The organism is Pseudoalteromonas sp. OOF1S-7, from assembly GCF_022347765.1.
Taxonomy (GTDB): Bacteria; Pseudomonadota; Gammaproteobacteria; order Enterobacterales; family Alteromonadaceae; genus Pseudoalteromonas.
In genome coordinates, this window is record NZ_JAKRFZ010000014.1 from 106,836 (window position 1) to 132,158 (window position 25,323).

Genomic DNA, 25,323 nt, shown 5'->3' on the forward strand with positions numbered 1-25,323 from the left:
GGAGATACGATGATCCAGTTAGATGAAGTAACCTTTAGGCGCCGGGATGGAGCTGGCTATAGAAATGTGTTGAATGGCCTGAGCTGGTCAGTGTCGGGGGCTGAGCAGGTTGCGTTAACCGGTGAAAGTGGTTCGGGCAAAACGACTTTGCTGAATATACTGGCAGGGATGCTGACTCCCGACTCAGGTGAAATTTGTATCAATGAGCAGGCCATCCATACCTATAACGCCACACAGCTGGCCCTGCACCGTCGTACGATCGGTATGATCTTCCAACATTACCAGTTACTCAGCCCGCTTAATGTGGCCGACAATATGGCTTTTCAGGCACGCCTGAATGGTCGTTCGGTTGATCGTGGTGATATCACGGCAATGGCAAAGCGGCTGGGGCTGGGCGATAAACTCAATGCCTATCCAGCGCAGCTCAGTGGCGGAGAACAGCAACGTGTCGGGATTGCCCGGGCATTGCTCAATCAGCCCCGTATAGTACTGGCCGATGAACCCACTGGTAATCTCGACAGTGAGCGTAGTCAGGAGGTATTAGAATTACTGATGACTTTGTGTAAGGAGCAAGGTGTCAATCTGATTATGGTGACACACAGCCGCGCGCTTGCCGCGCAGTTGCCACGTCGGGTGGAATTACGTGACGGGCGTATACATGAGTGAACTACGTCTTATATTATTGATTTACTATAACTTTTATTGTCGCCACAAGGGGCTGCTAGTTTTGTTTCTGGTGGGTCTGAGCCTGGGAAGTGCGTTGCTCAGTGCGACATTGGGCCTGAACCACGAAGCCTCGCAGCGTTATCAGACCAGTACTGCGCTACTGGCACAGCCAGTGAGCCATTTTATTCGCCCACCGCTGGGTGAACGTGGTTTACCTTTCTCTCTGTGGCAACGGCTTTCAGAGGCCGGGTTTAAGCAGACTCAGCCCGTACTGGAAGGGAGACTCAGAAGCGACGAGGGCAAGCTTATTGCTATCCGGGGTGTTAATTTACTGCAATGGCAAACCGCTGCTGCTACACAGCCTTCGCAGCGTAAATCTGGTCAATCAAACACAGAGCATGCATTATTCGATACGCTTTATATGTCACCGGAACTTATGGCCAGATTACAGCTCGACAAGGCAACGTTGCGTTTTCAGGGGCAGAGCTACCCTGTTAGTCAGCTGGATGGGGCTGGTCATTTTGCACTCATGGACATCAGTCTGGCAGATCGGTTGCTACAGGCTAAGGGCGTCAGCAGCTACTTTGAAGTGGCGGGTTTAAGTGCGTCACAATTACAGCAGATGAGCACACTACTGGGCAATGAAGCCCGACTGGAATCCGCTAAGGCACAAACATTTGATGCCCTCTCCGGGGCCTTTTTCTTCAATCTTCAGGCCCTTGCGTTGCTTGGTTATGTGGTGGGCGCTTTTTTAAGCCTGAATGCCATCAAGCTGGCATACCAGAGCCGTTTATCCTTGCAGCAACAAATGGCCACGCTTGGTTGCCGTCAGGGTCAATTACTCAAAGCGCTGTGCCTGGAAGTGGCGGTCCTGAGTGTGATAGCCGCAACATTGGGCAACCTGCTTGGCGTGCTGATGGCCAATGCCATGATGGGCGACATTAGCACAGTTCTGAGTAGCTTTTATCAGCTGGACCGGACGCTGACAGTACGCTTTGATATTGCTTTGGTGCTTATTGGGAGTGCACTGAACCTCGCGATACTTGCCGGCTTTGTGGTGTTGCAAACCCGTATTGCAAAGTACCTGACACAACGACTGACTCTGGTGCTTTTATCTCTGGCCAGTATTGGTGGTTTGCTATTATTGAACCTGGCGCAGACCCGATGGCAGGCTTTGCTGCTATGTGTTTGTGTATTGCTGGTGTTTTTCGCACTAACACCGCCGTTGGTGCGCCTGGTGTTTAGAGTGAAGTGGCCAACCCATGCACCTTTACCGGTATGGCTTAGAGCTGACAGCCTGACGCAATTACCAGCGTTGTTGAGTGCGGTGCTGGCCATTCTGATGGCGATGGGCTCAGCCATTGGCATGCAGGTGATGGTGGGCAGTTTTAGCAGTGCACTGGATGCGCATTTGCAAACCCGCCTGAAGGCGGATTTATATGTACGGCCAGATAATCCGACCCAACAGATGCGTCAGGCATTGGCGGATATGAAAGAAGTCGCGCAGGTGGGGATTTTCTGGTCGGCAAAAAGCGAACTCCAGGTAGGCAAAGAGACGGTACCTGTGACGCTGATGAGTTTTGGGGAAGACTACCGTTATCACCAGCACCTGACCTTGCTGAACAAGCAGCCTCTGGCAGCGAAACACCTCAGCATTACAAATGATTCAATCTCGTGCCTCGTCAATGAGCCGGGTATGCGTCGTCATAACCTGGCGGTTGGCAATATGCTTAAGGTGCAACAAGGAAAACGAATGTTTGCCTGCCAGATAACCGGTGTGTTTTATGATTATGGAGAGCCGGGTGTTAATCTGGTGGTTAGTAGCTCAGTCATTTCACAGCAGGCGTTTTTATATGAAGCATTTGGTTTTATGTTGACGCTTCACGATGGGGTCGATTCAGAGCTGGTAGCCGATTCTATCAGCCAGCGCTGGTCATTGCTTGGGCACCAGATGGTCCATAATCAGGTTTTTAAGCGTTTTGCAAAGCAGCTGTTTAGTCAGACTTTTCTCGTTACCCATGCCCTGAATATCTGCATTATGTTGATCGCGTTGTTTGGCGTTTGGGTGAGCTTTTTGACCCTGGGACGACAACAGTTACAGCCCATGGCGGTATTACAGACTTTAGGTGTTACGCAGGGGCAGTTATTGGTCCTCAAGCTGTCTCAGGTTGGGCTTATTCTGGGTTTGACCCTGTTACTGGCGGTGCCTCTTGGGATCCTGTTGGGCTGGGTCTTGCTGGAGTATGTGATGCCTATTGCTTTTGGCTGGAGCATGGCTATGGTGCTTAGCTGGGGCGATATCTGGGGATTTTGTGCTGTGGTGCTGTTTCTGGCGTTGGTCGTTAGTGCCATCCCTCTATTAAAACTGATAAAACGCAATGTGGCTGATAATGTCGCGCAGCTGTAAGGAAGAAGTAATGTTAAGTATCAGGTTAATTTTGTTGATGGCACTGATGTTGTCCGGGTGTCAACCCGTTGAACCTCAAGACGAGAGTCGTAATGCGGGCATGGCTGTGCTTGGCCAGACGCTGGGGAAGCCGGTTGATGCGACTCAGTCACTGATATTTCCCGGTGATCATGGCGCTCATCCTGAACAAGGGGTGGAATGGTGGTATGTGACGGGCAATTTGACAGCGCGCGATGGTACTCAGTTTGGTATGCAATGGACTTTATTTCGTATACTCGACCCGGGCTTTTCTGCCTCTCAGTCTCCGTGGTGGGATGGGCAACTTTACTTTGCCCATTTTGCTTTGCAAGATGGCACGACACATCAGGCATTTGAGCGTTATGGCAGGGCTGGGCAGGTGAACATAAACGCGAGTCCCTTTATTGCCAGATTGGACGACTGGCAGCTGGCAAGTCAGGGTACTTCATTCTTACCTTTACGATTACAAACTCAGGAGTCTGGTTATGGATTGGATATTACGCTGACAAGTAGCCCGCTGGTGTTGCATGGTGAGCAGGGGTACAGCCAGAAAACACAACAAGGCCATGCCTCCTTTTATTACAGCTACCCTTTTTTACAAGTGGCGGGCACACTGACCTATGCAGGCAAGCCTTATCAGGTTAAGGGCCAGGCCTGGTTAGACAGAGAATGGTCCTCGAGCCTGATTGATAGTCAGCATGGCGGCTGGGACTGGTTTAGTTTGCAGGGCAGTGAGCCTGGACAAGGAGCACTAATGGCATTTTGTACTCGAGATGAAACACAAGCCTATGCCTATTGCAGTGCTTCAGAAATCTCTGCGTCTGGACAGGTCACTGCATATCCGAACGAGCAGGTCACTTTGACAGTACTCAATCGGGTGACAACCCGTGAGGTGCAGCACCCTATAAGCTGGCAATTACAGCTTCCAGGTAAAGAGGCGGTGATCATTGATGCCCTGCAGAGTGATTCTTTCAATACGCTGAGCGTGCCTTACTGGGAAGGCAGAGTACGTAGCAGAGGAGGGTTTGTCGGGCGAGGATATGGTGAGTTGTTTGGCTATGATTAACAAACAATGATGAGGAACAATCTGGTCTGAGCGCCAACACGGTGTCGTGATATCTATCATGTCTCGTTTGGCAGCACCTGCGCGTTTCCTGTTGAGGGGAATGTATACAAGTGTAAACCAGCTATTCTTTCTATCTTCGCAATACTGTACACTACGCGACCATTTGATTGGGCAGTCCGGTTTTAGAGTACTGGTCTGGGCAATAAAAGCGTAATCCGGTTCGTGCCTGAACCAAGAAAGTAAGCAGGTAGTTATGATCTCATTTGTGGTGTTGATCACCGTATTAGTGTGTTTTGTCGGTTACGGGCTCTGGCCTTTAGTTGCTTCGGTATTGGGGTATCTGATATCGGAGCAGGCTGTAGAGACCATGATCCTGATGTTGTTCTGGTTGACTATGGTATTTATCCAGTTTGTGGCGATGTGGCAGATTGCGAAGAAAAAGTCCCACGGACGTAAGTTATTTTTTTATACCGTATGGATTTGTGTCTTTGTGCAGGGCGCCGACTTGCTACTTGGCGACGAAGGTGAGGTGTCTCTTTGGGCGCTGGCGGATTTGTTTATCTATCCGGCGTTAGCGATGTGGGTGTTGTATGCCAGTGACGCAAAACAGTATTTTGAACAGTAACACTGAGAGTAATAGCATGAGTAAATGTGGTAAATGTGACAGCGAAATTTCTTTTATGTCGGTATTAAATACGCCGAATCCGTTCAAGCTAAAATGCGGCAGCTGTAAAGCGCCGATTGCGCTGAGTTTGGTGAGCGCGGGCATTGTTGCGGGTATCTTAATGGCGGTGATCAGTGCTATCTTATGGCACTTCTATGGCTCAGAAGGCTTCTGGATAAAGGTGGTGCTGCCAACAGTATTGATTGCAGAAGGTCTTTACTTTGCGGCCATCCGCACGGGCCTGGTAAAAGTAAAACCAGCACAAGCAGAATAAAAAACGGGAGCCACTGGCTCCCGTTTTGTTGTGCACTTAACTCAACTCAATCTTGTAAGTTGGCACGGTATTAACCTTTTTGCTCAGATGTCCAAGCAGCAGCCACCAGGCAAACAAGGCCGCCAGCATCAGCGCAATCCACATAACGGCCGAGGCCGGTGCCGTGCCCAGCTGCCCTATCTGGTATACCAGGGTAGCCAGAATATAGGCAATCGAGGTTGTCCAGCCAATCACTACCCACATCCACTGACTGCCCGACTCGCGCTTAATGGCGCCCAATACCGCCACACACGGCGTATAAAGTAAGATCAGCACCAGGTAGGCAAAGGCGCCGAGCTGACCATCAAACTGCGCCGCCATCGCACTCAATAACTCGTTCCCCGCATCTGCGCCTTCTTCAACGGCACCCAGACCCAGTGGGTCACCCAGGTTGTTAAGCAAATCAATGGAATTATCCCACAGGGTCATCACCGCTTCGCTTGCGGCGTCTTTGAGAGACCAGTCACCGGGTTGTTCCTGCGCACCTACGTACAGGGCATCCATGGTGCCAACAATGGCCTCTTTGGCAAACAAACCGGTGACTATGCCCACTGTGGCGGGCCAGTTATCCTCTGCAATACCCAGCGGTGCAAACACCGGTGTAACCACCTGTGCGGCTTTAGAGAGCAATGAGGCGTCGCTGTTCTCATGACCAAAACTGCCATCTGTACCAATGGAGTTGATCATGCTCAGCAGCGCGACCACGAATACGATGGTTTTACCGGCACGCGTAATAAAGCTACGCAAACGCTGCCAGGTGGTCATCAGCAGGTTGCGCCAGACAGGCAAATGGTAGGCAGGCATTTCAATAAAAGAAGGGACTTTCTCCTGCTTAAAGACGCGCTTTCTGAACAAATAGCCGGAGCCCACCGCCACCAGAATACCAAACACATACAGGGCAAAGACGATATTAGCGCCATTGACCGGAAAAAAGGCGGCAGCAAACAAAGCGTACACGGTTAAGCGGGCACCACAGGACATGAAAGGCGCCATGATCACCGTGAGCAGGCGATCCGACTCGCGGCTCATGGTGCGAGCACTCATCACCGCCGGGACGTTACAGCCAAACCCCACAATCAGCGGCACAAACGCGTTGCCCGGCAATCCGATGGAGGACATCAGACGGTCGATCACAAAGGCGGCGCGCGACAGGTAACCACTGTCCTCAAGAATAGACAAACAAAAATACAGCACCGCTATTACCGGAATAAAGGTCGCAACCAGCTGTAAGCCGGCCCCGAAGCCGTCACCCAGCAATACGCCCAACCACTGGGGCGCCCCCAGGTTGGCCAGTAGCAGCTTAGTGCCGTCAATAAAAATAGCGCCGACAAGAATGTCGAAAAAGTCGATAAAAACGGCCCCGAAGTTCACGGCAATGGTAAACATCAGGTACATCATAAACAGGAAGATAGGGACGCCCAGCCAGCGGTTAAGCACCAGCTTGTCGAGCGAGGTGGTGAAATCAGAGCGAGTCTGCGACATGATGCTGACGCCATTGCTCAGCGTTTTAACGTTTTGATAGCGCTTAATGGTGTCTTCGTTGCTGAGATCCGGCCCTGTACCTGACTGCTTACGTGTGGTGGCTTGCGTGGCTTTCAGGTGATTGTTCAGCGCATCTGTCAGTAGCGTCAACCCTTCACCGGTTGAGCCCACCATAGCGATAACGGGCGTATCAAGGCGTTGTGCCAACAGCTCAAGGTTGAGCTCCTTACCTTGCTGGCGCGCTACATCGGTCATGTTGGCAACCACAATGACGGGCGTGCCCGTTTCCTGCATCTGTGTGGTCAGGACCAGGTTGCGTTCAAGGTTGGCACAGTCGACCACATTGATGATCAGATCGGCATCCTGAGCGCGAATATAGTCAATGGCGATTTGCTCATCCTGGCCCGGATCTATCTGTGCCATGCTGTACAGGCCCGGTAAGTCAATTAACTCGACCTGCTGGCCCTGTAATGTTAGCTCGCCGCTTTTGCGCTCAACAGTCACGCCGGGCCAGTTGCCGACCTTTTGTCTGGCACCCGTAAGACGGTTAAATAGGGTAGTTTTACCACAGTTGGGGTTACCAACGAGGGCGATTCTCACGTTATCTTACTCCTTGAATTTAGCGGCTTAGCTGGATAAAACGCGCATCTGTTTTGCGGATACTGATATAGGTGTTGCCAACCTTGGTCTGGATTGGGCAGCCCAAAGGGGCGACGTTCAAGACCGAGATCGTCTCGCCGGGGATCAGGCCCAGTGCCATCACGCGGCTGATCAGGGCTGCATCCGGGTGGTCAATGCCCGCAATGATTGCTGTGTCGTTGGGTTTTAAATCTGCAAGTGTCATAGAGATAATGCAAACCTTGATAAGAATTATTTATTATTAGGGTGCTATGGTACCGCAACTTAAATGTCATAAACAAGCTGGCGCAGCAAAAGAGGTGGGTTATTTTGCTGATTGATAAAGTTATATATTTTAGGCGGTTACGTATTTTAAAGGAATGTCATCAGGGTGTTGTCAGGTGCGCTGTACGCTTTGCATTTTATTTGCTAACTGGTTGCACATTATCGCTTTAGAGTGTTGTTGCTCAGCCATCATCATTAATAGCTGAGCACTTGGGGTTTAGCTGGGCGATGTTTAAAACGTTTCTTTAAGCAAGTTAAGCATATCCTCAACCGACAGCTTGCTGGCCTGCTCGTTACCTGCCAGCAATTGATCAGCCAGATCGCGTTTATGCTGGTGTAGCGCCACAATCTTTTCTTCTATGGTGTTTTTGGCGATGAGACGATAAATGGTCACCGGGCGCTGCTGGCCCATGCGATGCGCTCTGTCTGAAGCCTGCGCTTCAACCGCCGGATTCCACCAGGGGTCCATATGGATCACATAGTCTGCGGCGGTCAGGTTCAGCCCCGAGCCACCGGCTTTAAGGCTGATCAAAAATACTTCGCCATTGCCACGCTGAAAGGCATTGACCCGCTCCTGACGTTGTGCGGCAGGTGTACTGCCGTCCAGATACTGGTAGGTCACTCCGCGTTGCTCAAGAAGCGTTTTGATGATCTGCAGATGGCCCACGAATTGGCTGAAGATCAGCGCCTTATGGTTATTCTGCCGTAATTCGTCGAGTAGCTCACTCAGGGCATCCAGCTTACTGCTGGGCAGCGTGCTCTCGGTCATCACCAGTTTCGGGTGACAACAGGCCTGGCGCAGCTTAGTCAGCTCAGCGAGCATTTTTATGCGTTGCTCTGCCGCCGAGCTGGTGCTGGCAGATTCAGTGATCTGATCGATGGCATGTTGTCGCAGTGCCTCGTAAAACGCCATTTCGTCATCACTGAGTGAGACGGTGAGGTTAATTTCAGTTTTCTCTGGCAGCTCGGTGAGTACCTGGCTTTTCAGACGACGCAGAATAAAGGGTTTCACCAGTTGTTTAAGACTCTGACGTGCTTTGTGTGCTGCCAGTTTGTCCTGCTCGGCATTTTCCATAGGCTGAGCAAAGCGGGCATTAAAGCGCTTCAGGTTGCCGAGCAGGCCGGGATTAACAAAGCGAAACAGTGACCACAATTCAGTGAGGTTATTTTCAATCGGCGTGCCTGTGGTGATCATCTTAAACTCACCTTTAAGTGCACAGGCTGCCACAGTGCGTTTTGCCAGCGGATTTTTCAGCGCCTGCGCTTCATCGGCGACAATGGTGTACCAGTGCTTGCTTTTCAGCAGTTCCGCCTGACGTTGCAGCAGGCCATAACTTATGACCACACAATCGAATGGCCCTGCCTGTGCCAGCAGCTGTTCTCGCTCCTGGCTGCTGCTGTGGTCGCTGAACAGCGTCATGTTCAGCACCGGCGCAAACTTGCTCGCTTCCTGTTGCCAGTTAAAACATACTGAGGTTGGCGCAATGATAAGCGTTGGCCCTTCACTGGCACGCGCCAGGATCACGGCCAGCGCCTGCAGAGTTTTACCCAGTCCCATGTCATCAGCCAGACACGCCCCGGCGCCCCAGTGCGCCAGTCGCATGGCCCAGTCAAACCCGGCAAGTTGGTAATCGCGCAGTTGCGCCTGCAAGGTGGAGGGGACACTGAGCGCCAGCGTATTGGCCTGGTGCATTTTTTTGCTTTGTTCTTCCCAGGCGGGCAGGGTTTTCATCCGCATACCTGTTGTTGCTTCGGCCACCAGACCGCTGGCAAGGGGGTGAAATTGCCCCTGATCTGTGACTTCATTGAGTTTTGCGAGCTGACTACGCAGGTCCTGTGACAGGGCAAGAATTTGCTCGCCATCCAGGCTGACAAAGCGGCCGTTGCTGGTGCTCATCAAGCTGAGCAGTTTTTTCAGCTCGATTACCTGAGCGTCGTCTACCTGTAGCTCTCCGGTTACGTCAAACCACTGATTTTGTTTGGTCATTGCCAGCGCCAGATGCTGGGGTTCAAGCGCTTTACTGAGGCGGAATTTTTTCCCTCGCGGCCAGCGTAGCCGCAGCGCAAATCCCGCTGGCGGCGCGCCAACACAGTGCTCGAGCTGCTCCAGGGCTTCCAGCGCCAATTCTGTGTCGTCCAGTTGCAGGCGATTATCTGCCATCGCCAAAAATGCCGGACAGTGTTCGTCCAGTAATTCGAGCAAGCCTTGTTCCTGCGCTAAATCTCGCCGGGTAGCGACGCGCTTGCCGTCAATTTCGGTGGTCAGGCTGGGGCTGCCAATACCGGGGTGCAACATTGGGCCCTGATCGCCAAAGGGCATACTGACGCAATGAAATTCGAGGCCGCCCTGATAAGGAGTGATATTGATCACCAGCTCTTCAGCTGCTTCCACTGTGGTGAGTCCGGTCTCTACGCCTTCGAGGTCGGACTGAATATTCAGCAGCGGGGCGATGGCGGTGATACTTGCGAGCAGCTTGGGCTTGGCGGCCTTAGGTACAACCAGGCCGCTCTCGCCGATAATCTCAGCAACTTGCAGGTGCTGGCGGGTGAACAGGGTAAAGCCGTAGCGGTGCCCCTGCAGCGGGTAAAAGGCATACTCGCCGGCTCGGGTGTGTTCATCCAGCTGCAAGCGATAGTCTATGCCCTGTGGCAGGTTAGGTATTGAGATCAGCAGCTCGTCTCCGTTGTCGCGGATCTGCAGTTCAGCCGGGTATTCTGTCAGTTCGATTTCTCGACTGAAATCATCGCCCAGGTAGAGGTTATGGGCGCCAGCGGCTGCGCTTAGTGCACTTGCGCCTTCCAGTTCAAAGATCCGCCCACCGTAATAGCTGTGATTCTCGTACACCCGAATGGCTGCAATGATCTCTTTGTCTTTGTCGTTCAGATAGTCAAACTGCTCGGGCTCGTCGATTAAGCGTTTCAGCGCCACATTACGGCCTTTACTCCAGCCATTTTTGCCGAGCTTTTGCTCGCGAGGTTTCAGGGTCAGTTCGAATCGTGATTGTTCAAGTTGCCAGATGAGCCGATGGCTTTGTGGCGACTTATCTGCAGGGGCTGTGGCAGCGGGCGACAGGCTTTGCAGCTTTTCCAGTGCCAGCTCCCAGTCGCTTTTTTGTTCTACCATAGCAGCAAAGTTAAGCACCAAACGCTGCGCTAAGGGCGGGACCGGCGCCTGATTAAGTACCAGCAGATCTGCGCCCATACAGGCAAATAAAGGTTGCTGCATTGAGGTGAAGGTGGTGCAGGCCTCGCTGAGGCGACTGAGCCTGGCGGCATGCACATGGGCACCCGTCCAGTGGGTTGCAAGGGCAATCAGCAACTGCAACAGCGCAAAGTTAAAGGGCTGCGCTTTCCTGAGCACCTCATAATCTTGATACTGCTCGCTAAATGACTGGCCGTTATTAAGGCACTCGGTGAGATATTCCAGTAAGTTCAAAATGGCATAGTTGAAGGCAGGGGCTTTTTTATCAGCGGATTCGGTGCGAACCAGCTCGCGAACGGTGCCAAACAGCTGAGGCTGCCCCTGGCTTGCCTGGACCAGTACTGCCAGTTTATGGAACAGGCCCGGCAGGCCGCCCAGATATTGCTGTTTGCGGCGGGCAATTTTGTTTTTCGCCACAATGGCTTGCTCAAACAAGGTCAGTGCAGTTTGCTGCTCCCCTGAGCACATGGCAACCATGGCGCGCAGCTGAAGTGCATAGCAACTGGTGTCGTCGCCAAGCGCAGAAAGACACGCGTCCAGTTGTACACGGTACAGATATTGCTCGGCCAGTAAGCAATGCAGTTGCTGATTGTCAGGCTGACGCTCGCACAGTTGCTCGATAAGCTTGAGTGCGGCAAAGTTGTTCTGACAGTCGCTTTGTAATGAATGAACCAATGTGGCACACGCCTGATAGAGCAACTGCGGTGGCAGCTCGGCCAGACGGTCGACGTCCGCAGGAAAAAACAAAGTGCTGATCAGTACCTGATTGGTATTGTGGTCCAGATACTGTGGATTTTTATGAAAGGCTAGCAAAGCCGTGGCTTTGTCGTATTGGCCAAGTATCAGCAAGTCGCGGATAAAGCGCTGTTCGTCCGCAAAATCACGCTCCCATTCATACAGGTTAATGATAGGTACGACTTGTTCGGCGCAATTGAGTGTGCTGATAAAGCGATCCTGACGCAGCGCGTTATAACACAGCGACACTTCAATGAGTGGCGCTACCCTGAGACCCTTTTGATTGCTGATCAGCAATCCGGCTTCGACCAGTGCCGCTCTTTGCTCCGCCAGCATGCCCTGGCACAGAGCAGGCAGCTCATGCACCTGTGCGTCGACCAGTAACTTCAGCAAGCGTTTGAGTCTGCTGATAGCAACCGGTTTGCCAATCAATGCCAGCACCTCCAGCATGACTTGCTGTTCGGCGGGCAATTGTGCGTAAAGTGTCAGAAGTTCCGTGATTTGTGTCTGGCTGAAAGGGGTATAGTGCATGCTCATAGGCCTGTCAGGCCTTGCTCCGCAAGTTGTTGTTAATTGCGGAGCAAAGTAGCAGAAGCGACCGCTATGCTCAAGTCAAACTACTTTAGGATAAGGTGTAGTAGTGCTGTGTACCGGCTTCATCCGAATGTGGCTGGCAAGGGACAAAACCGGCTTTTTCCAGCACTTTGATTGACGCAGGATTGTCCTTTGCAACGCCGGCATTGAGGATCACGTTGGGCTGAGCTGCTTGCAAATGTGCGACCAGCCCCTGTAATAGCTCACTGGCATAGCCCTGGCCCCAGTGTGCTTCGCCGATTAAATAACCCAGCTGTACCGTGTTGGCCGAAAAGTGCAGCATGACAAGGCCCATAAACTGTGCCTGTTTATCTTGCACCAGTAACAGTTCGCAGCGTGCGAGTTTGTCTGCCAGCCAGTCGGTAAGCTGCTCCGGAGTTTGCGGGCACTGTTGCCAGTCGTCGGGCAAAAAGTGCAAGGTTTTCGGGGTCAGCAGATGCATGAGCTGATTGACCTGGGCCGGGCTGAATTCATCAGTCAGCGAGGATGCCCCGATGGCTTCCAGCCGGGCTGTACTGAATCTATGCGTTGTCATGTTGTTGCTCCTGTGTGCTTTGCGCTTGCGACATGCCTGCTTTAAATGACTGGGTTAATTCGAAACCTTTTATGGCCGGTAATGCAAGTGCTTTGAGGGCCAGGCTGCCAACCATGATCAGCAGTGCGGTAGCCAGCGCATCCAGACTCATGGTCATGATTGTGCCAGCCAGACCGAATGTTTCAGTCAAAGTAGCCAGCTCAGGCAGAGTATAGACTCCGGTAAGCAGTTGCAGGGTTAAGGCAACCCAAAATCCAAAGCAGTACGGACAGTGCCAGGCCGTGTACAAGTAGGCCAGCGGCGCTGGTAATCGTTCAACCAGTTTATTAAACCAGGTGCCCCAGTCGGGTAGCTTTTCCCACACAAGTACATGAATAGAGAGCCCCATCAAAACGAGTGAAAAAGTCATACGTGTCTCCTTAAAATCGGTGTATTGTTTTATCTGTGTCTATTATTCTGAATAAAGTTAGGTAGTGATATTGTCGGGTTTTTGTTTAAATCGGCTTATTTTAAGAATGTGGGTGAAATAAGATGACCAATCATGTTGCATCTTGTGGTCAGATGAAAGTGGCCAGGTTAGCGCAAGAGCCACACGGTACACACAGTGAAAGTGTTTTGAGTTTTATCCGCTCAGGTTCGCTGGACATGCTACACGGCGAGACCTTCACGGCCACTCAGGGCATGTTTGTGCTGGTGCCAGGTGGCATGCCACATACTTTACTGTCCGGGTCCGATTTACATGTTCACTGGATGAGTTTTTGCCCGGACTGCCTTGGTCTTACGGCCGATTCTGCTTTATTGCAACCCTTTTCTCAAGTGCGCTTAGGTGCTTTACCTGCGTTAACTTTGTCGGCTGAACGCATCGAATTTGTTCAGACTCTGTATCAGCAATTTGAAGCGGCATTACAGCAAACTTTACCTCTGGAGGTTATGAAAAGCTTTGTGTTTCTGTTGCTACATGAAGTATCACTGGCGCAGCAGCCGGTAAACTGGCGTGCAGGTATGCATCCCAAGGTGGTTGCGGCATTGTCCTACATTGAAAGCCAGGGATTAAAGCCAGTTTCATTGCAGGATGTGGCCAATGCAGCATTCGTTAGTGCGCCATATTTGGCGACGTTGTTTAAGCGCGAAACAGGTTATTCTGTGGGTCAGTGGCTCACTAAGAAACGCCTCGGTGAGGCCTGTAATCGCCTGATGCACACTCATACACCCATTGCAGCCCTGGTAGAAGAGTTGGGCTGGTCAGATACGACGCATTTTATCCGTCAGTTTAAGGCAGCGTATGGGGTAACACCTGCCCTGTGGCGTAGACAGCACAACCACAAAGGAGAAGCAGGTTAATAAGCTGCACCGCTAGTGTGTATCATTTAAACAGGGTTATGTGAGTTAAATTACTGATCCTAAGCCTCTAATCCTTTTCAGATAACCAGGGGGCATGATAAGTTAATCGTATCATGTTAACGGGTATTTATTTGTGCGCCTGCTATAATTGCAATCGAGGCCGGAAAAGTCCGGTCTATGTAGAGCCGAAGAATCACTGTAATAGGTAAATATACTTTGTTTAAGGAAATTGAAGACCTAAGCGAGAGTCTGGTGCTGATTGTGGAAGACTCAATGCTGACACAGAAAGTCATCTCATGCTTTTTAGAGGGGATTTGTTCGGTCCAAATGGTGACATCCGGAGAAAAGGCAATTGAGTTTTGTCGCGCTACGCCACCTGATCTGATCCTAATGGACTGGGTGCTAGAGGGCATGTCTGGTGTCGAGGCCTGTAAACAGCTGCAAGATATGGAAGGATTGTCGGATATCCCCATTATTTTTGTGACCTCCAACATCAGCGAGCAACAACAGGATTTATGCTGGGATGCCGGCGCGGTTGACTTTATCCCTAAGCCTATCGTCGCCAAAACTCTGATTAATAGAGTAAAAACTCACCTGAAATACAAACAGCAAGCTGATACGCTGAAACGCTACTCGTATTATGATGGGCTGACAAAAGTGTTTAATCGCCGCTTTTTTGATATGGAAGGGGCACGTCAGTTTAAGCAAAGTGTTCGGCAGCAGCACACCTGCTCCGTGGTGATGCTGGATATTGACCACTTTAAAAAGTTCAACGACCGATACGGCCATCTCAACGGCGACGATGCGCTTAAAGCTGTTGCCAGTGCCATTGACGGTGAGATACGTCGGCCGATGGATGGGGTGTATCGCTATGGTGGTGAAGAATTTGCTATTTTATTGCCAGACACCGAGCCTGACGGGGCGAAACAACTTGCCGACCAATTTGTTGCTGCGGTAAAAGCGCTGGGTATTGTTCATGAAGACTCTGAGTTTGGTATAGTGACCATCAGTGCGGGTGTTGCCAGCAATAACCGGGGTGAGTGTTACCAGGACCTGGCAGCGCTGATCGCTGCAGCAGATGAAGCGCTATACAGTGCAAAACACCGAGGCCGTAATCAGGCTTGTGTGGCAGAAAAAAAGGGCGCTTAGGCCCTTTTCATTTTATCCAATTGGCGGCTGCTTAACCCGCCATATTATACAGCAGTGCAGAAACCGCTAAAATGCCGACCAGCAGGATAAAGTAGGTACCCAAGTGGTTGCGATACTGCTTAAGTGCCGGTACTTTGAAAATAGCAATGGTTGGCATGATAAACAGGATCATGGCAATAATCGGCCCAGAAATGGCGCCCATCATATCCAGAATGCTGGGGTTCATGACCGCACAGACCCAAATGGCGATAAACATCAGGCCAACACCTAACTTATCAATCAAACCCACAGACAAAGACGACTGCTTGCTCAGTAGACCATTAAAGCTCTCACGTGCGCCCAGGAAGTGGCCGAGGAAAGAGGAAGTAATGGCAATAAAGGCAACCAGTGGACCCAGCATGGCAATAAACGGATTGTCATACACATTAGCAAGGTAAGACAGCACAGACACATTGGCTGCTTTGGCTTCGCGCATTTGCTCCGGGCTCAGTGACAGCACACATGAAAAAACAAAGAGCAACACGAAGACAATCAGCATCAGCGAGGTATTACGCAAAATGGCTTCAGACTTGTGTGTGGCACCATTAGCATAGTGACGGCGCTGCGCATTGGCGAAGCTTGAAATAGCCGCAGCGTGGCTGAATGAAAAAACAATAATGGGTACAGACAACCACAGGGTTTCACTCAGGCCGGCGATATCCGGTGTTGTGATAACCGGCGCTTGCCAGTGTGGGATCAGATACAGTGACAGCATCAGCAGGATCCCAACCAGCGGGTAAACTAGTAGTGCAAAGGCACGCAGCAGCAGTTTTTCTCCGCCCAGCATAATGGCTATCATGCCTGCGACCAGCAGCCCGGACAGCAATACCCGCGAAGGCGATGCCATTTCCAGCTGATTTACCATAAAGCTGTCTACGGTGTTGGTCAGGCCGACGCCGTAGATCAATAAAATAGGGAAGATTGAGAAGAAATAGAGCAGGGAGATCAATCGGCCAGCGGTGGCACCAAAATGCTCTTCAACGACATCGGTAAAGTCGCTATCTTTATGTTTTGAAGAAAGCACAAAGCGCGCCAGGCCGCGGTGCGCCAGATAGGTCATTGGAAAGGCCAGTAATGCCATGATCATCAGAGGCCAGAATCCGCCAATACCTATATTGATAGGCAGAAACAAAATACCGGCGCCGACAGCCGTACCAAACAGGCTCAGTACCCAGTTAGTGTCGTGCTGTGTCCAGCGACCCCGACTACTCTGGGTCATGTCAGTGGCAAGCGCCTCGGCTGACAGCCCTTCAGGGGTATTACTCATACTTGTTGTCCTATGATTAGAATTATATGCGCGCGGATAATATAAAAAATGCGGCCGATATGCATGCTTTCATCGGCATTTGAGCTCGTTGCGTATGAATTTTAGACAGGTTGAGGGAGATTTCGCCAATTAACCAGCCCGGCGGCGAGATTTATTCGCTAAGTTTGACATTGTTGCTGCAAGAGGTACGATTGAGCTCGGAAAATAAGCTAGTATCATAAGAAAGAACATAGTATTTTAGTCTATATCATGCCTAATCATAAATATCATCATGCGTCGTGCCGTGTTGAAGGCTGGGCTAGCAAGGTAAAATCACGTTATGGAAATAATTAATCTTGATCCGTATCACCCGGAAGTGTCGCAGTTACTGAGAGACATAGATGAGTTGATGAATACACTGTACCCACCGACCAGTAACCAGCTGATCCAAGCAGATGAGCTGGCTTCACCTGACGTTTATTTTGTTGGGGCCCGCACAGAAACAGCTGTGGTGGGATGCGGCGCATTGGTGCCACAAATGGACGAAGATAACAGCCTGACACGGTATGGTGAGTTAAAGCGCGTGTATGTCCAGCCGCCTTATCGGGGACTCGGTGTGTCCAAGCGTATCATGCACTCATTGATTGACCATGCCAGGCAAGCAGGGTTCAGGATACTGAGATTGGAAACCGGGATCCGGCAAACCGAGGCGATAGGCTTGTATGCTTCGTTGGGTTTTGTGCAACGAGATGCTTTTGGCAGCTATGAACCCGATCCCCTGAGTGTCTATATGGAGTTGACGCTAAAATAGACAGCAGTATCAATTGCACGCGACGCGCGACATTTTTGCTATACTCCCGCCATTCTTTTTTTGAGTTGTACAAAAACATGTCCTTTGAATCTCTTGCCTTAGCGCCTGCCCTGTTGGAAGGGCTGCAGGCGCTAGACTTTACCGAGCCAACCGCTGTTCAGGCGCAAAGTATCCCCGTTATTCTGGCAGGTCATGACCTGTTAGCGTGTGCACAAACAGGTACGGGTAAAACGGCTGCGTTTATGCTCCCTCTTATGACTCAGTTAATCGGACAACCAGGCTCGGGTGTGCGCGCTCTGATCCTGGCTCCGACCCGTGAACTGGCGCAGCAGGTGGCGCAGCATGCCAATGCTTACGCGGCTCGTACTGAGCTGGTCATTGTATGTTTGCACGGCGGAGCAAACATTGGCCCTCAGGAAAAAGCCCTGCGTGAAGGTGCAGACATTGTGGTGGCAACGCCAGGACGGTTGTTGGATCACCTGATCAAAGGCACTTTAAATCTATCCGCGATAGAGTACCTGGTGTTTGATGAAGCCGATCGAATGCTGGATATGGGCTTTATGGGCGAAATTCGTCGTATTATGCGTAAAATGCCAACCAGCCGACAAACGCTGCTATTTTCCGCGACGGTTGATGAAGCCATCTTTAGTCAGGTGAAAGACTGGCTGAAGGAGCCAAAACGGATCGGTATTGAAGTCCAAAATCAGGCAGCTGCCCGGGTTGAACAAATCTTCTATGCGGTCGATGAAGAACGTAAGCGTGAGTTGATAGCTCACCTGATAGGCAAGCAGAACTGGCATCAGGTGCTCATCTTTACTCGTACCAAAAAGCAGGCCGATGAATATGCAAAAGAGCTGAACAAAGACGGCCTGAAAACCCAGGCGATCCACGGCGACAAATCTCAGGGGGCGCGTAACAAGGCGCTGGCACAATTTAAGGACGGAGAAATACGTGTGCTGGTCGCCACCGACGTGGCGGCAAGAGGTATTGATATTCAGCAACTCAATTATGTGATTAATGCGCAATTGCCCTACGTGGCAGAAGATTATGTCCATCGTATTGGGCGTACCGGTAGAGCCGGAGAAGCAGGGACAGCCATTTCCCTAGTCAGCATTGATGAGCAATGGTTACTGGAGGAGATTGAAGTGCTGCTGGATGAGCGTTTGACACCACAATGGCTAAGTGGCTACGAGCCTGACCTGACCCGGGAGCCTAAAAATGAGCGACAAAATTCGGCTAAATCTCGTCGTCAGCGCGATAAGAAGCGCGTACTGGGGCAACGCGCAAAGCGCAGACGGTAACGTATAAGGTAACGCGTAATATCATTTGAAGAGGATTAATAATGACGCAAGCACAGTGGCATATTCACCAGGGCAGTATTGACGATATGCTGGTGGTTGAGCAGCAGATCCCCGAGTTCTCAAACCCCAAGACCCGAGAGCAAATTCTTCAGAGGCTGGCGGGGCGCACTTACCTGGCGTTGATCGTCAGCTGCAATAGTCAGCCGGTTGCCTATAAGCTTGGTTATGAACAGGCCCCACAGCAGTTTTATAGCTGGCTGGGGGCCGTGATACCTGACTTTCGTGGTAAGGGGATGGCGCGGGCGTTATTGCTTGAACAGGAGCACTGGTGTCGCGAGCAGGGCTTCAGTCACATTGAAGTTAAGACCATGAACCGTTTTAAAACCATGATGCAGATGCTGGTGAGTCATGACTATCACATAGCCGAGCTGACGCATCCGGCAACGCCGACAGATACGCTGCTGGATGTTCAGATCCGATTCCGTAAAGCGCTTTAATGCTCACGCGCATCAAAGTATTGATTGAGCCCGAGTGCCGCAAAGATAATCGCACTGCCAAGTCCTAAACTGAACAGATCCGCAGTGCGATTCCAGATCAGGATATTTACCAGGATCCCGGCCGGGATCAGTACATTGTTCATTACCGCCAGTGCCCCAACCGACACCTGGGTGACACCCTTGTTCCAGGCAAAATAGCCCAGCGCAGACGCGATCAGACCCAGATAAATCAGGATCCCCCATTGCTGAGATGTCGCGGGTAATCGTTCTAAATCGCCAAACAGCGCAAAGCTGAGCAAGGATACGAGCAGCGCGCCGAGAAAGAAAAAGCCAAAGCACTGATGGTGTACCAGCGTGTGTTGTTCAGCGAGGCGTTTGTACAAGACCTGCCCCAACGCAAAACACAAGTTGGCGCCCTGAACGATGATAAAGCCCAGCCAGAAATCCGGGTTTGGCGTGGTAAGGCGGATCACCACAGCGCCCAGTGTTGCTAACAGTGCCACCAGTAAGTAGCGGGGATTGAAATGCTGCATAAACACGTCATTGAGCAAAGTGATATACACGGGTGTCATAACGGTAAACAACAGCACTTCTGGCACCGACAGGAATAAAAAGGCGTGGTAATAGAATCCATACATAGCACCTATCTGAATAGCCCCTATTGTCATCAATCTGAGCATTACTGGGCGTGCGGTTTGCTGCCAGCGAATAAATGGCAAGAAAATCAGAGCTGCCAGGGCAATGCGGCTCAGAGCGGCGAACCAAAGATCGACCGAACCGGCCAGGTAAACGCCGATCAGGCTAAACGAAAACGCCCATACTATGGTGATAAAAATCAGGTGATACATATCAGGTCAGTCAAAAGGTGTCACAGGGTAGTCGCAATGATACCTCAGAGTGGCTTGATTTAACTAACAAAAACAGCAAAGGCATGGGGGCGGGCGTTGCAAATGGCCTAACTTATCTTAGCGGGTGATCACGTATAAACGAGAGGGAAAATAAATCGTCGAAAATACCGAAGAAAATAAGCGTTATAATATGATTTTATTTTATAACCGCCACGCTACAATGATCTTGTTTTCACATTTATCCCTTCATGATTACCCATGATGTGTGTTAAAGCCGCTTTATGCGGCTTTTTTTTGCCCGCATTGTCTGTTCAGCTGCGCCTAACCTGCCTAATCTTAGAATGATACTTTTCTGCGGGTGGTTCTGTCACCGTCCGCACCAACTGTAAAAGGATAAAGGTATGCGCACAATTCCATTGCTAATGTCGGTTGTTTTTTCTGTGTTTCTAAGTGCCTGTGCGTCTATGGGCCCGGGTGATGCTGGGCAAAAGCGCGCGGAAATTCAAAAAATGAAACGAGATACTCTGACAAAACTGTACGGTAAAAAGCCAGATGTCCGCGCCCAGCTGAGCAATGCGCCGGGATATGCGGTGTTTTCTAATGCCAATCTGAATATCATTTTTGTGGCCGCCGGAACTGGCTATGGTGTCGTGGAGGACAACACCTCTGGTAAGTCAACTTACATGAATATGGCTGAAGGTGGTGTCGGACTTGGCCTGGGTGCTAAAGATTATCGTATCGTGATGGTATTTCACACTCAAGCGGCGATGAAACAATTTGTAGAATCGGGCTGGACGTTTGGTGGCAACGCGGATGCAGCGGCAAGAGCAGCAGACAAAGGTGCCTCTATCGAAGGGGAGGTCTATTATGGTGATGTGACGGTTTATACATTCACCGAAAGCGGCCTGGCATTACAAGCGACCATCAAGGGCACCAAGTTCTGGCAAGACAAGGAGCTCAACTAGCTCCCTGAATTTAGCCGGCCACAGAGGCCGGCCGATAAATTTGCTTACCAATTGTCACATTTTTATGCCTGTTTTGTCCCACCGCCTTCACGTTACACTGATGACAAATCAAAAACCAAGGAAGCTGTATGATCTTAGTGATTGGCGCAAGTGGCGCGACGGGAAAACTGGTTGTTGAGCAGCTGCTGTTGGCTCAGGAACTCGTGAGAGTATTGGTAAGACCAAGCAGTGTACATTTACAGGAGTTCAAAGCTTCCCAGCAATTGGATGTCAGCGTAGGCACTATTTCCGAGCTAAGCTCTGCTGAGCTAGATGCATTGCTCTCGGGCGTGAAGGCAGTTATTTGCTGCCTTGGGCACAGGGCAACTTTTCAGGGGATCTATGGTCATCCCCGCCGCTTGGTCAGTGACGCGGTCAACAGTGTGTGTCAGGCCATCGACAGAAGCAACGCTCACGTAAAGTTTATCTTAATGAACAGTACTGGCTGTCGTAATGAAGCACTGAATGAATGCCCATCTTTGGCACATCGAGCCGTGGTCGCACTGCTTAGGTTGTGTCTTCCTCCTCATCCTGACAATGAAGCTGCGGCACGGAGCCTGCGTGTGTATTCTCCCGCTATAACCGGTGTTGACTGGGTGGTGGTTCGCCCGGACTCTCTGGTGGATGAAGCTAAGGTCACAGCCTATGATGTCCATCCATCCCCGATACGCGATGCCATTTTTGATGCCGGTAAAACCAGTCGTATTAATGTTGCCCATTTTATGTGTCAGTTAGCACTTGATCCGCAGTTGTGGCAGCACTGGCAGGGCCAGTCTCCCGTAATATACAATCAAAGTCAGCGTTAGTATTCAATCGTGGTTTTGTAGTCATACCGAAAGCCAATTGAAATGGAGTCGAAATCATCACCATTGACGAACGACTTGTTCAGATACTCCAGATGAACTCTGAGTGCATTGATTGGACTCCATTCCAGCGTCACGTTAAAGCCATCAAAGCTGCCAGCAGCGGGATCAGAGTCCTGATAACCGTCGTCAAAGTCAAAGTATCCGGTTTTAAGTTTATAGGCTTTGGCCAGTTGATAGGCGAATGACAGATCAAAGGTGTGTCCGCTGCGATCGGCGCCCGGAGCGCGTCTGTCATAGTTTTTATCCTGATAGGCAACCGCTGCATAGAAGCGGGGAGTAAACTGATAAGCGAGTGACGTCGCCCAGAGGTTATTATCTCCAAGCTGAACATCGTCTGCATATACATCATTTTGCTGGTAGGTGAGCGCAGCGTGTAAGTCGTTGGCATCATAGCTCAGACCCACATTGACCAAATCGTCAGAATTGCTGCCTGACTCACCATTAAACTGTGCAACGGCAACAAAGGTAAAAGGTCCCGGGGTGAGTCGGTAACTGACTAAGTTGTCAACAAAGAACAAGCTCTCAGGGTCATAGGCGAACGGACTGTTAGCATGGTTGAAGATATCAACGTATTCGGCGATGAATAAATACTGCGCGGGCCTTTGCTTGCCAATACCAAAACGGCCGATGGGGGTGTTCAGCGCAGTATAGGCACGCCGGGAACGTCCAAAATTACCTTCGTTAGCAACATCAATACTCCACTCGCCGTGCAACTGTGCACTCCAGTCCCGAGCAAATTCGTGTGTTACTTTTAGTCCGGCATGAGACAGAGCATCACGTACATCCCAATTGTCCTCGCCGTTGGTTTCAAGCCGTCCATAGGTGGGGCGCATTGTGGCATACACATCCAGTTTGCGCTTTTCTTCTGCTATCGCCGATTTCGCAGCGCGAGTCGGGGTTGCATGTACCTTTTTAGTGGTCGGTTCGCTCGCGGATTTTACATCTTGTGTTGGTTGTGCGACAGACGGGTTTTGCCGTTCAAAGCGTGCTTTTAAGGCCTTTAACTGGGCTTCAAGCGCTTCAATATCTGCCATCGTAACAGGACGTTCAGTGTTGGCGTGGGCGCAGGTCAGAGGCAGACACAGGATGATGAGGATGGCTTTAGTCACAGAGGAGATCGCGTTTTTCATAGCAAATTACCAACTTTGTTGCGTTAGTTGCGATAAATCGAATTATAGACAACACTTTGGCAAAGGGTGATTTTATTTGGCCTAAATTATATGAAAATCCGCAGCAAGTTCTCTTTGGCATCGGCGCTTCTCATCTTAACGATCATCTTAGTGATCAGTACTACCACATACTGGTTAGTCAGTACTTCTATGAATAAGAAAACTTCGGCTTATGTGAGCGATTCCGCTCAGTTACTGGCGCTGGGCATAGACAACTGGCTGGCCGAAAAAGCCGCTTTAATCCGGTTGCTGCGCAGCCAGATTGAAGCCGATTTTAGCCCTGAACAGTTTCAAAAAGGACTTGAATCACCGTATTTTAAAGAGGCGTTTTTACTGGCGTTTGGCACCTTAAGTAACGAGCCTATTTTAAGGTCGAACAATCCGAACCGACAAAACCCGCCGGATGTCGATTTTCGGGAACGTGGCTGGTACAAGCTGGCCAGAGATAAAGGTAAAACCGTATTTACCAGTCCATATACGGATGCCGCGACCGGTGAGCTATTGCTGTCTGTCGTGGCTCCCATCAATGTTACTGGCCAGTTTCGTGGTGCCATTGGCGGCGATCTCAGCCTGGATACCATCGCCAAAAGCGTCAACGCAGTAAACTTTGATGGTACAGGCTACGCCTTTTTAGTCGACAGTAAAGGGACCATCGTTTCTCACCAAAATGCCAAGCTCAATGGTAAGCCGCTTAGTGCTTTATCTCCTCAATTGCATAAATCAGCAGAGCAGACCCTGCTAGAAGTGACCGTAAAAGGAGAGGATAAGCTGTTGTACTTTTATCCATTGTCTCAGCAATACGGTACCGACTGGTATCTGGCGGTTTTGCTCGATAAGGCGCGGGTGTTCCGCGATCTGAGAGAACTGTCAATGAGCACCCTGATGCTGGCCGTGGTGGCGATTCTGCTGGGGGCATTTTTGAGTCGGGCGTTGGCAATTCAGCTGCTGAGACCGCTGAAAGATCTCAACGATGCGATCACCAACATCGCCTCGGGCAGCGGCGACCTGACCCAGCGTGTACGCATAAAGCACCAAGATGAATGCGGAAAGGTGGCGCAGGAGTTTAACCAGTTTCTGGGGTCTTTGCATAGCCTGGTAACTGATGTGAAGCAGCGGGCTGATATGGTGGTTGCCAGTTGTGACGAGGCCCGAACTTTGGCAAATCAGTCCAGCTCTCAGCTCACGGAACAGGTGCAGCTCATTGAAGGGCTGGCGACGGCGATGCATGAAATGAGCACCACCTCAAGTGAGATCGCAGGCAGTGCGCAGAATGCGGCGATGTCTATTACCTCGGTCAATGAAAAAGCAGCACAAGGTCAGCAAGTGTTTCAGAAAACACGGGGTGAGATCAGCGCACTGGCAGATGAAATTAACACCTCACATGAAATGAGCACACAACTGGCCGAGTACAGTCAGAGTATTGAAAACATTCTGTCTGTCATTAATGGTATTGCCGAGCAAACTAACCTGCTGGCGCTGAATGCCGCCATTGAAGCGGCCCGGGCAGGCGAGCAGGGGCGGGGCTTTGCGGTGGTTGCCGATGAAGTGCGCTCACTGGCAACCAAAACGCAAGAGTCGACCACCGAAATTAAGTCAATGATAGAGCAGATCCAGGCCTCGTCCATTCAGGTCCAAAGCGCCATGGGCAGCAGCCGCGATAAAACCTTGCTCTGTGTGGAGCAAACGGAGCAGGCCACGGGCATGCTTAATGAAATATCCGAAGCTGTCAAAGACATCATGGACCGTAATATTCAAATTGCAACGGCCATAGAAGAGCAAAGTGTGGTGATTGAGGAAATCAACAAAAACACCGCTAATATCAATGATATTAGCGTAGAAGTAGGGAGCTTTGCTATTCGTCAGTACGAGTCGAGTAAGGTACTTGCGCAACATGCCCATGAGCAAGAAGGGCTGCTATCGAAATTCACGCTTTAGCTTGGTAGCGGCAAGTTGTACACTTGCCGCATAGCCAATAAAATAAATGAGCCAATTTTGGACAATAAGCAAAACATATGGGTAGATGCAGATGCGTGCCCTGTGGTGCTCCGCGAGATTTTGTTCCGTGCCGCAGTCAGAACCCAGATGCCAGTCACATTCGTGGCTAACCAGTATATTAAAACACCGCCGTCTCCTTACATTCACAAGCTACAGGTTAGCAGTGGTTTTGATGTGGCTGACAACGAAATTGTGCGCCGCATGAACGCGGGGGATTTAGTGATCACCAGTGATATTCCGCTGGCGGCGGAGGCCATTGAAAAAGGAGGGTTAGCGCTGAGCACGCGCGGCGAAGAATTTACCCGGGAAAACATCCGCTCCCGGCTGAATATTCGCGATTTTATGGATACCATGCGCAGCAGTGGTATGGTCAGTGGTGGCCCGCCTCCGCTGGGGCAGGCCGAAAAACAACAGTTTGCCAACAGCCTAGACCGCTGGTTGCAACAAAACAAAGCCTAATCCCACAGACACC

At 50.8% G+C, this 25,323-nt stretch carries 22 protein-coding genes; 14 read left to right on the forward strand and 8 right to left on the reverse strand.

Annotated features, from left to right (window positions below):
• The first annotated feature begins 9 nt into the window (after positions 1-9).
• The 5 genes from MHN33_RS18230 (at position 10) to MHN33_RS18250 (ending at position 5,095) form a co-directional block, all read left to right on the forward strand.
• Positions 10-666 (forward strand): ABC transporter ATP-binding protein, encoded by a 657-nt coding sequence (locus MHN33_RS18230; RefSeq protein WP_239400030.1) that lies wholly within the window; start codon positions 10-12, stop codon positions 664-666.
• Positions 659-3,073 carry an ABC transporter permease gene (locus MHN33_RS18235; protein WP_239400032.1) on the forward strand — a complete coding sequence of 805 codons (2,415 nt, stop codon included), beginning with the start codon at positions 659-661 and terminating at the stop codon, positions 3,071-3,073. Before MHN33_RS18230 ends, MHN33_RS18235 begins: the two co-directional genes overlap by 8 nt.
• 10 nt (positions 3,074-3,083) lie before the next feature.
• Positions 3,084-4,157, forward strand: a complete 1,074-nt coding sequence (locus tag MHN33_RS18240) for a lipocalin-like domain-containing protein (RefSeq protein WP_239400034.1) — start codon at positions 3,084-3,086, stop codon at positions 4,155-4,157.
• Positions 4,158-4,410: 253 nt separating this feature from the next.
• A complete protein-coding gene (locus MHN33_RS18245) occupies positions 4,411-4,782 on the forward strand; it encodes a hypothetical protein (RefSeq protein ID WP_239400036.1) in 372 nt (123 codons plus the stop codon).
• 16 nt (positions 4,783-4,798) lie between these two features.
• Positions 4,799-5,095: a hypothetical protein gene (locus tag MHN33_RS18250; RefSeq protein WP_239400038.1), complete on the forward strand. Its 297-nt coding sequence runs from the start codon at positions 4,799-4,801 to the stop codon at positions 5,093-5,095.
• A 36-nt stretch (positions 5,096-5,131) separates the two neighbouring features.
• On the opposite strand, the gene feoB is transcribed toward MHN33_RS18250, so the two are convergent.
• From feoB to MHN33_RS18275, 5 genes are all read right to left on the reverse strand, one after another.
• Positions 5,132-7,216, reverse strand: coding sequence for a ferrous iron transport protein B (gene feoB, locus MHN33_RS18255; protein WP_239400040.1), 2,085 nt, complete (start codon positions 7,214-7,216; stop codon positions 5,132-5,134).
• A gap of 19 nt (positions 7,217-7,235) precedes the next feature.
• The gene (locus tag MHN33_RS18260) at positions 7,236-7,460 is read right to left on the reverse strand and encodes a FeoA family protein (RefSeq protein ID WP_239400042.1); all 225 of its coding nucleotides are present in this window, start codon (positions 7,458-7,460) and stop codon (positions 7,236-7,238) included.
• Positions 7,461-7,751: 291 nt separating this feature from the next.
• Positions 7,752-11,987 carry a DEAD/DEAH box helicase gene (locus tag MHN33_RS18265; protein WP_239400044.1) on the reverse strand — a complete coding sequence of 1,412 codons (4,236 nt, stop codon included), beginning with the start codon at positions 11,985-11,987 and terminating at the stop codon, positions 7,752-7,754.
• A gap of 91 nt (positions 11,988-12,078) precedes the next feature.
• Positions 12,079-12,585 (reverse strand): GNAT family N-acetyltransferase, encoded by a 507-nt coding sequence (locus MHN33_RS18270; protein WP_239400046.1) that lies wholly within the window; start codon positions 12,583-12,585, stop codon positions 12,079-12,081.
• Complete coding sequence (locus MHN33_RS18275) at positions 12,572-12,994, reverse strand: hypothetical protein (RefSeq protein ID WP_239400048.1); 423 nt, start codon at positions 12,992-12,994, stop codon at positions 12,572-12,574. The genes MHN33_RS18270 and MHN33_RS18275 overlap by 14 nt, the downstream gene beginning before the upstream one ends.
• A gap of 122 nt (positions 12,995-13,116) precedes the next feature.
• On the opposite strand from MHN33_RS18275, the gene MHN33_RS18280 reads away from it, so the two are divergent.
• Together MHN33_RS18280 and MHN33_RS18285 are read left to right on the forward strand one after the other, a co-directional pair.
• Positions 13,117-13,926 (forward strand): AraC family transcriptional regulator, encoded by an 810-nt coding sequence (locus tag MHN33_RS18280; RefSeq protein ID WP_239400050.1) that lies wholly within the window; start codon positions 13,117-13,119, stop codon positions 13,924-13,926.
• 216 nt (positions 13,927-14,142) lie between these two features.
• On the forward strand, positions 14,143-15,075 hold the full coding sequence (locus tag MHN33_RS18285) for a diguanylate cyclase (RefSeq protein ID WP_239400052.1): 933 nt from the start codon (positions 14,143-14,145) through the stop codon (positions 15,073-15,075).
• A 31-nt stretch (positions 15,076-15,106) separates the two neighbouring features.
• Here MHN33_RS18285 and MHN33_RS18290 read toward each other — a convergent pair whose 3' ends face one another.
• Positions 15,107-16,333 (reverse strand): aromatic amino acid transport family protein, encoded by a 1,227-nt coding sequence (locus MHN33_RS18290; protein ID WP_239400088.1) that lies wholly within the window; start codon positions 16,331-16,333, stop codon positions 15,107-15,109.
• Between the two features lie 367 nt (positions 16,334-16,700).
• Here MHN33_RS18290 and MHN33_RS18295 point away from each other — a divergent pair, with 367 nt between their 5' ends.
• The 3 genes from MHN33_RS18295 (at position 16,701) to MHN33_RS18305 (ending at position 18,969) form a co-directional block, all read left to right on the forward strand.
• Positions 16,701-17,171 carry a GNAT family N-acetyltransferase gene (locus tag MHN33_RS18295; RefSeq protein WP_239400054.1) on the forward strand — a complete coding sequence of 157 codons (471 nt, stop codon included), beginning with the start codon at positions 16,701-16,703 and terminating at the stop codon, positions 17,169-17,171.
• A gap of 77 nt (positions 17,172-17,248) precedes the next feature.
• The gene (locus MHN33_RS18300; protein ID WP_239400056.1) at positions 17,249-18,472 is read left to right on the forward strand and encodes a DEAD/DEAH box helicase; all 1,224 of its coding nucleotides are present in this window, start codon (positions 17,249-17,251) and stop codon (positions 18,470-18,472) included.
• Between the two features lie 41 nt (positions 18,473-18,513).
• Positions 18,514-18,969, forward strand: coding sequence for a GNAT family N-acetyltransferase (locus MHN33_RS18305; protein ID WP_239400058.1), 456 nt, complete (start codon positions 18,514-18,516; stop codon positions 18,967-18,969).
• Here MHN33_RS18305 and MHN33_RS18310 read toward each other — a convergent pair.
• Positions 18,966-19,817, reverse strand: coding sequence for a DMT family transporter (locus MHN33_RS18310; RefSeq protein ID WP_239400060.1), 852 nt, complete (start codon positions 19,815-19,817; stop codon positions 18,966-18,968). The genes MHN33_RS18305 and MHN33_RS18310 overlap by 4 nt on opposite strands.
• A 401-nt stretch (positions 19,818-20,218) precedes the next feature.
• Here MHN33_RS18310 and MHN33_RS18315 point away from each other — a divergent pair, with 401 nt between their 5' ends.
• A complete protein-coding gene (locus tag MHN33_RS18315; RefSeq protein WP_239400062.1) occupies positions 20,219-20,782 on the forward strand; it encodes a YSC84-related protein in 564 nt (187 codons plus the stop codon).
• A gap of 128 nt (positions 20,783-20,910) precedes the next feature.
• A complete protein-coding gene (locus MHN33_RS18320) occupies positions 20,911-21,627 on the forward strand; it encodes an NAD(P)-binding oxidoreductase (RefSeq protein WP_239400064.1) in 717 nt (238 codons plus the stop codon).
• Here the strand turns inward: MHN33_RS18320 and MHN33_RS18325 are convergent.
• Positions 21,624-22,817 carry a porin gene (locus tag MHN33_RS18325; RefSeq protein ID WP_239400066.1) on the reverse strand — a complete coding sequence of 398 codons (1,194 nt, stop codon included), beginning with the start codon at positions 22,815-22,817 and terminating at the stop codon, positions 21,624-21,626. The two genes, MHN33_RS18320 and MHN33_RS18325, sit on opposite strands and share 4 nt — an antisense overlap.
• 189 nt (positions 22,818-23,006) lie before the next feature.
• Between MHN33_RS18325 and MHN33_RS18330 the strand changes: the two genes are divergently transcribed.
• Both MHN33_RS18330 and MHN33_RS18335 read left to right on the forward strand, forming a co-directional pair.
• A complete protein-coding gene (locus MHN33_RS18330; RefSeq protein WP_239400068.1) occupies positions 23,007-24,791 on the forward strand; it encodes a methyl-accepting chemotaxis protein in 1,785 nt (594 codons plus the stop codon).
• A 57-nt stretch (positions 24,792-24,848) separates the two neighbouring features.
• Positions 24,849-25,310 (forward strand): YaiI/YqxD family protein, encoded by a 462-nt coding sequence (locus MHN33_RS18335; RefSeq protein ID WP_239400070.1) that lies wholly within the window; start codon positions 24,849-24,851, stop codon positions 25,308-25,310.
• The last annotated feature ends 13 nt before the right edge of the window (positions 25,311-25,323 follow it).